The sequence below is a fragment of the Barnesiella sp. An22 genome (assembly GCF_963931395.1).
In the GTDB taxonomy this organism is placed as follows: domain Bacteria; phylum Bacteroidota; class Bacteroidia; order Bacteroidales; family Barnesiellaceae; genus Barnesiella; species Barnesiella merdigallinarum.
In genome coordinates this window covers 1,557,415-1,571,408 of record NZ_OZ007014.1, presented here as the reverse complement: position 1 = coordinate 1,571,408, position 13,994 = coordinate 1,557,415, and the positions used below count along the sequence as shown (strand labels likewise).

The following is a 13,994-nucleotide window of genomic DNA, read 5'->3' as shown; positions in this document are numbered from 1 at the left end:
GTTTTTCAGTCTCTTTGATTAGTAACCCGGATTTTGCGTTAACATCGGATTGGCCTCGATCTCCTGCTGGGGAATCGGGAGCAACAGATGCTTGGAGCTGGCCGATGTCTTCCCTATCGAGTGGAGGAAGTTGAGGGCATAGTTGTCCTTGTAGCGAATCATGTCGAACCAACGGTGACCTTCGAAGGCGAGTTCGATGCGACGCTCGTGGATAATCTTCTCACGCATCTGGGCTTGAGTAAGCCCCTCAATGGTGCTTCGGTCGGTGAGGCCGGCACGTTTGCGTACCTCGTAGAGCGGATCTTCGGCCTGTACGGTGCGACCCAGTTCGTTCAGCGCCTCGGCCTTGAGCAGCAAGATGTCGGCATAACGGGTAACGACCCAGTCGGCATTGCTCGTGTTGTAGTCGGGCGATTGAGCTTTGGTAAGCAGGAATTTGCGCACGTTGTACCCCGTAGTCGAGTAGGACGAGCTGTATTGTTTGCCGTCGAATGTGGGGCACCCCATGTAGAAGATGGTCTTGTCCTTACGCAAGTCGCCCTCTTCGTATTGGCTTACAAACTCGGCCGTAGGCTGGTTCCAGCCGTAGCAGCCGGCAGCCATGTCGGAGTTGCGGGGCCCCATGAAGGTGCTGGTCCACGAACATTGGTTCTCGTTGCTCCAGAAATCGTAGTTGGTCTTGCCATAATACTGCACCTCGAAGATAGACTCCACGCCGTTCTTTTTAGCGGGGTCAAAAATGTCGGAGTAGTCGCTGGCCAGCTCGTAACCCATCGAGCCTATCTCGTCGCACATGCGCACTACCTCTTCGTACTTGTCGTTACTGGGCTCGTAGGTCATGTATACCCGGATGAGTTCGGCCATGGCGGCTTCGCGGGTAGCACGGCCCAGATCGGTAGTGGAGTACTCCGATTTCTTGGGAAGCAGTGAGATGGCATTCTTGAGGTCCGATGTGATGAGTTCGTAAATCTTGCTTACCGGGGCACGCTCTACCAACAGATTGGTCTCGGAGGTTTGAGGCGTGATTATGTAAGGTACACCGCCGAAAAGCCGTACCAGAATAAAGTAGTAGTGAGCTCTCAGGAAATAGGCTTCGCCCAGGCAACGGTTCTTGAGCGTCTGGTCCATATCCATACCGGGTACATTCTGCAACACGAAGTTGCACCGCAAGATACCGGGCGAAGGACCGCGCCACAAGTCGAGGGCGGCAAAGTTGTCGGCCGTAGCGATAAAATTGGCCAGGTCGACCGTCTCGATACCGTCGGTACCGCCACCGGCACCCACGACACTGTTGCCGGCCATGATGTCGAGCGTCCAGATGCGCATGTTGTAGAGTTTGGCCCATTGCAGAGGCTGGTAGGCCGCATTGACAGCCGCCACGGCATCCTCGGCGGTTTGGAAACCCTCCGACGTATCGACCGAGTCCCAGGGCTCACGATCCAAGAAATCACTGCAAGCGCTCAACAGCATGGCAAGAGCGCCGAAAATCGATATGATATAAGTTGTTCGTTTCATCGGTGGTTATGGATTAAAAGGTTATGTTCAATCCGAACGTAAAATTACGGGTCACGGGATACACATTATTGTCGTTGCCCGAACCGCTCACCTCGGGATCGAGACCCGTATAGCGGGTAAGGGTAAAGAGGTTCTGTGCCGATACCGAGAGGCGCACCTGCTGCATGGCGGCCTTCTTGGTCAGGCGACTGGGCAGGGTGTACCCCAGCGAAATGTTCTTCAAGCGCAGGTAGCTGCCATCCTCGAGGAATCGGTCGGATACCCGGTTGTTCTTATTGGGGTCGCCAAAGACGGCACGCGGCATCGTATTGCTCGTGCCGGGTCCACGCCAGCGGTCGAGCACGGTCGTCATCTGGTTCTGAGCTACGCTCATGGCCTCGAGCGACGCGCGGTTGCCATTGTAAATCTTGTTGCCGGCTACGCCCTGGAAGAAGATTTCCAGGTCGAATCCCTTGTAGGACAACTGGTTGTTCATGGCAAAAGTCCACGAAGGCGTAGGGCTGCCCAATACGGTACGGTCGTCGTCGTTGATGACACCGTCGTTGTTCAAGTCCTTGAAACGAATATCGCCCGGCTGTGTGCTCGACGTAGGATCGCTGCCCACCGTCTGTATGGCGTGGTTGTCGACCTCCTCCTGCGTCTGGAAGATACCGTCGGTCACATAACCATAGAAGGCGCTGATGGGATAGCCCACCATGTGCACGTTGTTGTCGAAATACATGGGCACGTCGCTGTTCAGGCTAATCAGTTCGTTGTGGTTGTACGACACGTTGGCCGTAGTCGACCAGGTGAAGTCGCCTCCACGGAAGTTGAACGAGGTCAGGGCCAACTCGACCCCGACGTTGCGCATCAGGCCGGCATTGATTTGCGACACGTTCTCGTCGGAGTAACCCGAAGAGATGGGTACCGACATGGGCACCAGCATATCGTTGGTATTCTTGATATATCCGTCGAGGGTTACCAGCAACCGGCTGTCGAGCATCGAAGCATCGATACCTACGTTGTATTGCTCGACCTCTTCCCAGCGCACATTGGGATTGGGCATCACCCACGGGGCCAGACCCGACACCTGGTTGCCGTTGAAATTGTATTGCACGGTTTGCAGTACCGAGGCATAGGCGTAGTTGCCCACGCTGGCCTGGTTACCGGTAACACCGTATCCGGCACGTATCTTCAGGTCGCTCAACGCAAAACTCTTCTGGAACCACTCCTCTTCGCTCATTCGCCAGGCAAGCGACACCGAGGGGAATACACCCCAGCGGTTGGCCCGGCTGAAACGCGAGCTACCGTCGGCACGCATGGTGGCGGTAAACAGATAGCGATTGTCATAGGTGTAGTTGATACGGCCCATGAACGACAGGAGCGCCCAGTCGCTGCCGTTACCGGTGAGGGTGGGCTCCAGAATACCGTTGGCCAACTCTTGGGCCGAATCGCTGATGAAGCCTTGTATGCTACCGCTCATAAACTCGTAGGTGTTGGTCTGGGCCGACGAACCTATCATGGCGGTTACGGCATGCTTGTCGTTGAAGGTCTTGTTGAAGGTGAGCAGGTTGTCCCACAACCAGGTAAAACTCTTGTTGTACTGGCGCGAAGCCTGCGACTCGGGTTGCTCGATAGGCTCCCAGTCGTACTTGGGAGTCCAGCTCTTGCTGTCCCAGAAGAGGGCCTGGATACCAAAGGTGCTCTTAAACGTGAGCCACTCCCACGGTTTTATCTCGGCATAGATATTACCCAGCAGGTTGTAGCCCTTGGTGGTCGAGGTATTCTCCATCATTTTACCGATGGGGTTGGCAATATCGCCCACATACATGGCCAATCCCACAGGGCCGGCCCAAGAGCCGTCTTCGTTTTTGATGGCCTGGGTAGGCAGCGCCTTCATGGTGTTCTGGATGTTGTACTCGCCCTGCGACTTAATGTCGTGGTTGAGCGAAAGGTTGTGCCCCAACTTCAACCATTTGTAGAGTTCGACATCGGAGTTGAACTGAAGTGTAAACCGCTTGTAGTCGGTTGTCTTGATGATACCCTGCTGATCGTAGTAGGTACCCGACACGTAGTAACGGCTCTTTTGCGTACCCCCCGAATAGTTGGCCGAATAGGTCTGCGTAGGAGCATACTGGAAAAGCTCGCCCATCCAGTCGGTACCCTTGCCCAGTTTGGTGGGGTCGTTGAAGAGAGCATACTGGGGTTGTCCGCCGGCACTCATCATCTCGTTGTGTAACGAGGCAAACTGCGTGGCGTTGAGCAACGGCAGGGTGCGTTGCAACTGATCGAACCCGTAGGTCACTTTCAAATTCAGGTTGTTGCGCTCCTGCGAGCCTCGCTTGGTGGTGATGATAATCACGCCATAGGCACCGCGCGAACCGTAGATGGCCGTAGCCGAGGCATCCTTAAGGATGTCGACGCTCTCCACGTCGTCCATGTTGATCATATTCAAAGGTACATCGGTAGGTACACCGTCGATAACCAAGAGGGGGTCGCTGTTGTTAATGGAACCGATGCCTCTGATTTTCATACTCACGTTGCTGCCCGGGGCCCCGCTCGAAACTACCTGCAAACCGGGGGCCCTACCCTGCAAGGCGGCTCCGAGGCTCGGCGACGGCTGACGGGCCAAATCTTTGGAGGAGACCTGCGAGATAGCTCCCGTCAAGTCGCTTTTCTTCTGGATACCATATCCAATGACTACAATCTCGTCGAGCATCTCGTTGTTCTCGTGCATGACAATCTGCATCGTGCTCTGTCCGTTCACATCGGCGTCTTGAGCCACATAGCCTACATAACTGAGATGCAATACGGGATTGGCCGAACTGAGATTGAGACTGAAATGTCCATCTATATCGGTCACGGTTCGGTTCGAAGTCCCTTTCTCCGATACATTGACACCGATAAGCGGCTCCTGGTTGACGTCGAGAACAGTGCCCTCGACCTTGCTCTGAGCCCATACGGCGAATGGTAACAGGCATAAGAGGATTACACAGCATGTGATCCTGCCCAAATGGTTGTTTTTCATCTATAATTTTTCTTTAGGGGGAAAGTAAAAAAGAGAGGCTGCCACACTTGCAGAGCAGCCTCTCCATGAAATAATTTATCGAACTGCTATCTTATGAGTCATACGGCCTTTGGAGGTCTCGATAACCAGCACGTAAATACCTGAATTGAGGCCATCGAAGGACAACAGCGTGGCGTCGACCGAAACGACTTTCCGGCCGCTGATGTCATACAGTGCCATGGATTGAGCCCGGTCGCAAACGATTCCATAAGACTCTTGTACCCAATCGATCGATTCAATCTCTTCGATTGCCGTCGAGGGACCTTCGTTTTTCTCGACATTGAGTTTCATCGATTTCAGATCGACAGTCAACGTATAGTTGCCGGCTTGAGCAGCCTCGACGTAGAACTTGAAGTCGTTGCCATCGCTCAACTTGGTGATTGTCGACTCACCCTCTTGGAACGGAGTGTTGGCAGCCTCGGCGCCATAGGCCGTATAGTCAAAGCTGTTGCCGTCGTAGAATTTCAATTCGCCCTCGGTCAAATCGCCCGTCCAGGAGTATACCCCTTCCTGGTCCTTGACTTCCAGAATATGGTTGTCTTCGAATGTCCAGCCGCCAACGGCATCACCGATGACCCACAACTTTTCGGGATAGGTTTCGGCGATGGTCAGTTTCATGGTGTTTACATCGACCGTCACCTCGTACAAACCCTCGACCAGAACACCGAACTTCCAGTCCTCACTGCTGGTTGTGGTATATTTCAAATCATACTCACCGGGAGCGGCAATCGTCTGCTCAGGCTGAGCCGACACGTACATGCGGTCGTTCCACTTCCGGGTCATCATAAACTTCAAGCCTTCGAAAGCCTCGCACTTGCTCAGTTGCAACGTGCCTTTGTAGATGCCCGAATCGAAAGAGGTCTCGGGCAGCTCGATGGCACTCTCGATAGCCCAGTGCACATCCGTAGCATCGCCTATCGCATACACGGCCTCAAAGTGTGCGGCAGCCTGGTCGGGCAACTCGGTACCGTCGATTACCTCGACCAGCGGTTTTTCGCCGGTAAGGTCGACTCTGAATTTATAGCGCCCGGCAGCTGATACCTTGAACGACTTGTCGGGAGCCGTGTAGTCGCTACGATATTCCAACTCGTGAGAACCGGTTGTCAAATCCAGATAGGTTTCATTGGGATTATCGCCCACAACCGTAGAGGCCATGGCCGGGCCATAGCCGGGAGCAAAATCATACGTCGTTACAAAACGCATGCGGCCTTCGGTCAAATCGCCGGTGTATTCATACACACCATCTTCGACCGTTACCATACGAATCACATTATTACTATCCCATTGTGCCGGGGTGGCATCACCTATTACATATAACGAGGCGGGATAATTGCCGGCTGCTACCGTAGCCGAACATAAGGCTAAAGCCGAGAAAAGTAAGAATCTGCTTTTCATGCTATTTAATATTGGGTTAATAAATTTGTTTACACAGAGTACACGCCCTGTTTTCAATTTTCCACACAAAAATAGAAGGGTTATTTGGCCTTGTCAATTCGGTGTAGTAAAAAAGTAGATATTTAATGAAAACAAATATTTTATTATCAATATTTTATACAAAAATACAGCATTCATAAAAGTAGCCATTATGATAGCATTTTTCACCCCTAAACAGCTCTGTTTACAATATTCTTTTTATCTTTGTTTCGTCGATTCCCATATCTGCCCATATCGAAGACAAGACAAGAAAAAAAACGATAAACTTTATTTTCTCATCCATGAACATATCACATCGACCTGCCCTCCTGTCGATAGGCATCCTGCTCACCCTGCTCCCTGCCTGTTTTCATACGCAAGCTGCAACCCCAAGCTGCGAACCGCCCCAACTCACCGTCGAAGCAACACTCGATTCGCTCGACCGACTCATCGGCTACCGCTACCGCTTCAGTCAAAAAAAAGAGCGAGAGATACAGACTCTCAAACAAAACCTGAGGAAACAACTCTCACCGGCCGAACGATTCCGGGCTCTCGGCTACCTAGTCGACGCCTATCGGGCATTCAGCATCGACTCTCAAACGGTATATGTAAAACGTCAGATTCATCTGGCCGACCAGGTGAAAAATCGAGACATGCAGGTACAAGCCCGACTCAATATGGTCGAGTGCCTCTACAACGCAGGCATGTACAAAGAAGCCGACGAACTGCTGAACCAGATAAAACGCAGCTCCCTGCCCCATTACATCATTCCCTATTACTACCATTTGAAACGGACTCTCTACGGACTACTGGCCGACTATGCACTGGAGCCGGAGATTCGCAACGACTACAACAAGCACCTGAACCTCTATCGCGACTCTATCTTGCAGTCCAACCCCTCCAACTCGTTTACCTACTATGTGGTCAAGGCAGACGAACTCACCGCACAACACAACTACGCCAGTGCATTGCAAATATTGCGCGAAGCTCTCTATCGAGGCCAACTCAACTCGCACGACCGGGGCATCATCTATTACGGCATGGCCGAAGTCTTTGCCCAGACCCAACAGAACGACAGCACAAAAATCTACTACGCCCTCTCGGCTCAATGCGACCTGAAAGCAGCCGTGCGGGAATATGTTTCGCTGCACCGGCTGGCCGAACTCCTGTTCAACGAGGGCGACATCGAGCGCGCCTACAACTACATCAAATGCTCGGTCGAGGATGCCCGGGCCTGCAACGCTCGGGTGCGCAGCCTCGAATTCATGCCCGTATTCACCATTATCGAAGAGGTATATCAGGCTCAGATACAGAAACAACGCGAACTCTCGATTACGTTTACCTACATCACCTGCGCCTTCTGCGTGATTCTGCTAATCACCTTCGTGATTCTGTTTTTCCAAAACCACAAGCTCAACAGTGTCAAGGAGAAACTCAACCAGACCAACAAACACTTGCAGACCGTGAACAACTCGCTCACCGAGAGCAATCACGTCAAGGAGGAGTACCTGAGCCGATACATGGACCAGTGTGCCGTATATATCGACAAGATGGACGAGTATCGACGTTCGCTCAACAAACTGGCCTCGATGGGCAAGATGGAAGAACTCTCTAAAAATTTGAAATCACAGAACAGTATCAACAACGAACGCAAAATGTTCTATGCCGAGTTTGACCAGTCGTTTCTGAAACTATACCCCGACTTTGTCGAGAAATTCAACGAGTTGCTGGTGCCCGAGGCTCGCATCACCCCCAAGCCCAATTCGCTCACCCCCGAGCTACGCATTTATGCGCTGGTTCGCCTGGGCACGACCGACAGCAACCAAATAGCCCGCTTCCTGTGCTACTCGGTTTCGACCATATACAACTATCGGGTAAAGATTCGCAACTCGGCCATCGGTTCTCGCGACGACTTCGAAGAGCGAGTCATGCACCTGTAACATCCACACCGAAGCGATAGCCGACCCGGGGGAGGGGTATCTGCCACCGCCTCAGGGGCGGCACTTCATACCCTCGACAACTGCCCCCCAATCGGCTCTGTTGCCGAATCGAGAGGAAAAGAAAGCGACTATTTATGTAATCTTTATTGTTAAAGAAACATTTTTCTTAACACATGAGATGAGATATATTTGCTACATTTGCATACGGCTTGCTTACAGTCTAAAAGCTATTTAACTTTTAAGCATACAAATTAAACGAAGAAACTACTTAATACTATATTTATGTCAAACGAATTAAAAGAAGATGCCTTAAAATATCACAGCGAAGGCAAAGCCGGGAAAATCGAAGTCATTCCCACCAAGCCATACAGTACACAGCGCGACCTCTCCCTGGCCTATACGCCGGGCGTAGCCGAACCCTGTCTCGAGATAGAGAAGAACCCCGATACGGCGTATGAATATACGGCCAAGGGAAATCTGGTAGCCGTCATCTCCAACGGTACGGCCGTGCTGGGTCTGGGCGACATCGGTGCCCTGGCCGGCAAGCCGGTGATGGAGGGCAAGGGACTGCTGTTCAAGATATTTGCCGGCATCGACGTGTTCGATATTGAAGTCAACGAAAAAGACCCCGACAAGTTTATCGAGGCCGTCAAGGCCATATCGCCTACCTTCGGCGGTATCAACCTCGAGGATATAAAGGCGCCCGAGTGTTTCGAAATCGAAACCCGCCTGAAAGAGGAGTTGAATATCCCCGTCATGCACGACGACCAGCACGGCACGGCCATCATCTCGGGTGCCGGTCTGCTGAACGCCCTCGAGATACAGGGCAAGAAAATCGAAGAGGCCAAGCTCGTGGTGAACGGTGCCGGTGCCGCCGCCATCTCGTGTACCAAGCTCTACATGGGTCTGGGCATCAGACGCGAAAACATTGTCATGGTCGACAGCAAAGGTGTTATCCGCTCCGACCGTCCCAACCTGCCCCCCTCGAAACAACAGTTCGCTACCGACCGCACCGACATCCACACGCTGGAAGAGGCCATGCGGGGTGCCGATATTTTCCTGGGCCTCTCGGTGGCCGACGTACTTACCCCCGAGATGGTACAGTCGATGAACGAGCGTCCTATCGTCTTTGCCCTGGCCAATCCCAATCCCGAGATTGCCTACGACAAGGCCATGGCTTCGCGCGACGACCTGATTTTCGCCACCGGCCGGTCGGACTATCCCAACCAAATCAACAACGTGCTGGGATTCCCCTATATCTTCCGCGGGGCGCTCGACGTACGCGCCACGACCATCAACGAAGAGATGAAACGGGCCGCCACCTACGCCATTGCCCAGCTCACCAAAGAGCCGGTGCCCGACGTGGTCAACTCGGCCTACGGCATCAAGCGCCTCACCTTCGGTCCGCAATACATCATTCCCAAAGCTCTCGACCCGCGGTTGCTCACCGCCGTAGCTCCGGCCGTGGCCCGGGCTGCCATGGAGTCGGGCGTGGCCCAGCACCCCATTACCGACTGGGATGCCTACAACGACCGGCTGAAGAAGCTCATGGGCTATGACAACAAGATGCTGCGCGAGTTTACCGAGATGGCCCGCAAGGAGCCCAAACGGGTGGTATTCGCCGAGGCCAACCACGCCAACATGCTGAAAGCTGCCGAGACGGCCATGCGCGACGGCATCTGCCACCCCATCCTGCTGGGCAACGACGAGCTCATCGGCAAACTGGCCGCCTCGATAGGCGTTGACCTCACGGGCATGCAGATTATCAACCTGCGCCACCCCGACGAGGAGGATCGCCGCTGCCGCTATGCCCACATGCTCACCGAGAAGCGTCAACGCGAGGGCATGACCTACCCCGAGGCTCACGAAAAGATGTTCGACCGCAACTACTTCGGTATGATGATGGTCGAAGCCGGCGAGGCCGATGCCTTCATCACCGGTACCTACTCGAAGTATGCCGAGACCATACAGATAGCCAAGGATGTGATCGGCATCCGTCCGGGTTACAAACACTTCGGCGCCATGCACATCCTGAACACCAAGCGGGGCACCTACTTCATTGCCGATACCCTCATCAACCGCAAGCCCACCACCGATACGCTGGTCGACATTGCCCGACTCGCCTACGACTCGGTGCGCTTCTTTGCGCAAGACCCCGTCATTGCCATGGTCTCCTACTCCAACTTCGGGTCGGACAACCTGGGCAGCCCGCAACGGATACACGAGGCTATCGAGATTCTGCACGAGCAGTACCCCGAGATGCTTATCGACGGCGAAATGCAGATGAACTTCGCCCTCAACAACAAGCTGCGCGACAAGACCTACCCCTTCAACAAACTCAAGGGGCGCGAGGTAAACACCATCGTATTCCCCAACCTGAGCTCGGCCAACTCGGCCTACAAACTGATGCTCGAGATGGGGGTAGCCGAGTCGATTGGCCCGATTCAGATGGGATTGAACAAGCCTATCCACTTTACCGACATCGCCAGCTCTACGCGCGACATCGTCAACCTCACCACGGTAGCGGTACTCGATGCCATTGTACAGGAGCGTCAGAACAAAAACAAACAGTAAGCGAGAAGACAGATTATGTATATCGCACTATTCAGCCCTACGGGCGGTACCCGCAAGGCTGCCGAAATCATAGGGAGGGCCATAGACCCGCAGGCCGTCGAGATAGACCTCTCGAAAACCCAAGCCGAAGGGCTGCCCCTCGAGTTAGGGCATGACGAGGTGCTGCTGGCTGCAGTGCCCGTATTCGGCGGACGGGTTCCCGCCATTGCCATCGAACGACTGAAAGGAATCACGGGGCACGACACCCCGGCGATTCCCGTGGTCGTGTATGGCAACCGCGACTACGACGATGCCCTGCTCGAACTGAAGTCGGCGCTGGAGTCGAACGGCTTCCGCCCGGTTGCCGGTATCGCCTGCATTGCCGAGCACTCCATCATGCACGTCTACGCCACCGGCCGTCCCGATGCCGCCGACGAGCAGGTGCTGAAACGGTTTGCTTCGCAGATAGCCGCCAAACTCAAACAGATAAAGGGTGGAATCCCCGCCCCCATCGAGGTAAAGGGCAACCCCGACTACAAGCCCTACAACGGCGTGCCCCTCAAGCCGCACGCCACCCGCGACTGCAATCGGTGCGGCACCTGTGCCGCCTTGTGCCCGGTGGGTGCCATTCCTCTCGACAATCCGCAGAAGACCGACACCAAGAAGTGCATCTCGTGCATGAGGTGCATCGCGGTGTGTCCGCACCAGGCCCGCAAAGTGAGCAAACTGAAAGTGGCCCTCTCGACCCGAATGCTGAAAAAGGCATGCGAGGTGCGCAAAGAGCCCGAGCTGTTTATCTAAAAAGAATATAGCCTCGCCTCCGGGAAGCGACGCGCAAGGGCCCCCTCACACGATAAATAGGGGATTGTCGGGCGTCGAATGACGGGGCGAAAAATGAAAACCTTCGGCCGAAAAGGCCTCCAACTCCTGGGGAGTCGTGAGTCTGTTTTTCAAGATAAAACGGGTCATGGCTCCCCTCATCATTTTGGCATAGACCACAATGGTCTTGAGGATGTCGCCTTTGCTCACCTTGAACTCGGGAGTAACCACCCGCACCTCGCGGTTGAGGCGCGCCCAGTCGAGCGACTGTTGTATTTCGCGGCTGGCCAGATTGACCAGAATGCCGCCGGCAGCCTGCACGTCGGCAATGAGCCGGTCGGTTATGCGGGTGCGCCAGTAGGCATCCAGCGGGCAACCCGTCGAGGGGAGCTCCACGGTATACTCCATGCGGTAGGGCTTGATGCCGTCGAGAGCACGGGTGAGCCCGTAGCAGGCCGAGGCGATGCGCAAGTGGTCCTGGGCATAGGTGAAGTCGGCCGCCGTGAAATCGGCCGGCGAGAGGTAACGGAAGACAATGCCCGTATAGGCCAGCAGCGAAGGCACCGCAGGCGTCTCAGGCGAGAGGAAGGCGTTGTACCGTTCCCAGGTCTGCAGGGCCAGCGAGCGGCTCACACCCAGCATCGCAGCCAGTTCGTCGACCGAGTAACCCACCATCTCGCGGGCTATCCGGGTAGCTTCGTCCACAAAGAGGGGCTCCGTCACGGCGGGCACCTCGATCTTACACTTTCCGGTCATGGTCTTGGCCGGTGACAACAATACCAGCATAGGTTCGGCTATTTAGTCAGTTGAATCGTTTTTGCAACTCGTCATGCGAAATGACGACAAAGACCGTCTTCCCCGCAGGGGTATAGGCCGGCGTCTTGAGCGAAAGCAGGTCGTCGACCATCGTCGACATCTCCTCTTTCGAGAGCGTCTGCCCCACCGGCACGGCGGCAGCCTCGGCCAGCGTCCAGGCGATGCGCTGCTGCAGGGAGGTTTTGGCGTCGTGCTCCTTCTCCGAGGCGGTCGCAATCATCTGCCCTATCAGGTCGCAGGCATCGACCCCCTCTATCCCGGCGGGTACGGCATTGACCGAATAGCTGTTCTGCCCCATATCGGCCAGGTCGAATCCCAAGGCCGTCAAGTCGTCCCAAATCTCCCGCAGGACGGCGGCCTGCGAAACGGTGAGCTGCATCATCTCGGGGAAGAGGATACGTTGCGAGGCCATCTCGCGCGACGAGAAGCCCGCCATGAAACGCTCGAAGAGAATCACGCCGTGAGCCCGATGCTGGTCCACAATCATCAGACCGTCGGCCGTAGGCACGGCAATGTAGCGACCCTTCAACTGCAACACGGGCCGCCCGCTTTGGTTCAGTTTCGACTCAAATTCGGGGAAGATACCGCTCTCCTGAGGGGCTTTAGGCTCTTCGTCGGAGAGACGCGACACGTAACCGCCCGAGAAGTCGACCTTCGAAGGCACCACCTCATCGGTATCGGGAGTCAGACTCTCCCCTCCGCCGGCGCTGTTGAAACTGCTGTACAGCTGCTGCCAGTCGTATTGGGGCCGCTTGGCCGACGTGCCTCCCCCACCCGACCGGAAGGGGTTGTACGACTTGTCGACCTGCACCGTGGGAGGTACCACATGGGCTCCCGGTTTCGAGGTGGGAATCTCGGGGGCATCCTCCATGTCGAAGTCGATGGTGGGTGTCGCACTGTATTTGCCCAACGCCTCCTTGACCGAAGCCGAAAGAATCTGCCAGATAGGCTGCTCGTTCTCGAACTTGATTTCCGACTTCGTGGGATGAATGTTCACGTCGATGGTTTCGGGCTCGACCGTGAGGTTGATGAAGTAGTTGGGCATCTCGCCTACCGGTACCAGATTTTCGTAGCAGATGGTCACCGCCTTATGGAAATAGGGGTGACGCATGTAACGCCCGTTGACGAAAAAGTATTGCAGGGCTCCCCGCTTGCGGGCCGACTCGGGCCGGCCTACATAGCCCGAAATCTTGACCAGCGAAGTCGAGGTATCGAGCGAGAGCAACTGTTGGTTGAGGCTCTTCCCGAAGAGGGCCACGATGCGCTGGCGCAGGTTGGAGGCCGGCAGGTCGAAGAGTTCGGTATCGTTGTGCGTGAGGGTAAAGGCCACCTGGGTATTGATGAGGGCCATACGCTCAAACTCGCCCAGGATGTTGCTCAGCTCCACCTGATTCGACTTGAGGAACTTGCGACGGGCCGGCACGTTGAAAAAGATATTCTTCACGGCAAAGTTGCTGCCTACGGGCGTGGAGACGGACTCCTGCCCCTCGCATTGCGAGGCAGCCATGCGGACGCAGGTGCCCACCTCGTCCTCGCTGCGGCGAGTACGCAACTCAACCTGGGCAATGGCGGCAATCGAGGCCAACGCCTCGCCGCGGAAACCCATGGTGTGCAAGGTGAAAAGGTCTTCGGCCTTGCGTATCTTGGAGGTCGAGTGGCGCTCGAAAGCGAGCCGGGCGTCGGTGGGCGACATGCCCTTGCCGTTGTCGATTACCTGAATAAGGGTGCGGCCGGCATCCTTCAGTACAATCTGAATCGCAGTGGCACCGGCATCGACCGCATTCTCGACCAGCTCCTTGATGACCGAGGCCGGCCGTTGTATCACCTCGCCCGCGGCTATCTGATTGGCCACGGAATCGGGCAACAAATGTATAATATCACTCATAAAACCT

The 13,994-nt window shown here is 55.1% G+C and carries 8 protein-coding genes; 3 read left to right on the top strand and 5 right to left on the bottom strand.

All coding sequences use genetic code 11. The features are described 5' to 3' along the window. Positions 1-18: 18 nt before the first annotated feature. From ABGT88_RS06275 to ABGT88_RS06265, 3 genes are all read right to left on the bottom strand, one after another. Positions 19-1,515 carry a RagB/SusD family nutrient uptake outer membrane protein gene (locus tag ABGT88_RS06275; RefSeq protein ID WP_087407639.1) on the bottom strand — a complete coding sequence of 499 codons (1,497 nt, stop codon included), beginning with the start codon at positions 1,513-1,515 and terminating at the stop codon, positions 19-21. Between the two features lie 13 nt (positions 1,516-1,528). Further along, positions 1,529-4,522 carry a TonB-dependent receptor gene (locus tag ABGT88_RS06270; protein WP_258326970.1) on the bottom strand — a complete coding sequence of 998 codons (2,994 nt, stop codon included), beginning with the start codon at positions 4,520-4,522 and terminating at the stop codon, positions 1,529-1,531. A gap of 75 nt (positions 4,523-4,597) precedes the next feature. Continuing rightward, on the bottom strand, positions 4,598-5,956 hold the full coding sequence (locus ABGT88_RS06265; protein WP_346701043.1) for a SusF/SusE family outer membrane protein: 1,359 nt from the start codon (positions 5,954-5,956) through the stop codon (positions 4,598-4,600). A 320-nt stretch (positions 5,957-6,276) separates the two neighbouring features. On the opposite strand from ABGT88_RS06265, the gene ABGT88_RS06260 reads away from it, so the two are divergent. The 3 genes from ABGT88_RS06260 to ABGT88_RS06250 all read left to right on the top strand — a co-directional run bounded on the left by ABGT88_RS06260 (position 6,277) and on the right by ABGT88_RS06250 (position 11,268). Continuing rightward, positions 6,277-7,914: a DUF6377 domain-containing protein gene (locus tag ABGT88_RS06260; RefSeq protein ID WP_087407642.1), complete on the top strand. Its 1,638-nt coding sequence runs from the start codon at positions 6,277-6,279 to the stop codon at positions 7,912-7,914. Between the two features lie 282 nt (positions 7,915-8,196). Then, positions 8,197-10,488: an NADP-dependent malic enzyme gene (locus ABGT88_RS06255; protein ID WP_346701041.1), complete on the top strand. Its 2,292-nt coding sequence runs from the start codon at positions 8,197-8,199 to the stop codon at positions 10,486-10,488. A gap of 15 nt (positions 10,489-10,503) precedes the next feature. Next, a complete protein-coding gene (locus tag ABGT88_RS06250; protein WP_346701039.1) occupies positions 10,504-11,268 on the top strand; it encodes an EFR1 family ferrodoxin in 765 nt (254 codons plus the stop codon). 45 nt (positions 11,269-11,313) lie between these two features. On the opposite strand, the gene ABGT88_RS06245 is transcribed toward ABGT88_RS06250, so the two are convergent. Further along, positions 11,314-12,072, bottom strand: coding sequence for a YaaA family protein (locus ABGT88_RS06245; RefSeq protein WP_346701037.1), 759 nt, complete (start codon positions 12,070-12,072; stop codon positions 11,314-11,316). 16 nt (positions 12,073-12,088) lie between these two features. Further along, entirely contained in the window at positions 12,089-13,987 is a 1,899-nt protein-coding gene (gene mutL, locus ABGT88_RS06240) for a DNA mismatch repair endonuclease MutL (RefSeq protein ID WP_346701035.1), read from the bottom strand. Positions 13,988-13,994 lie beyond the last annotated feature (7 nt).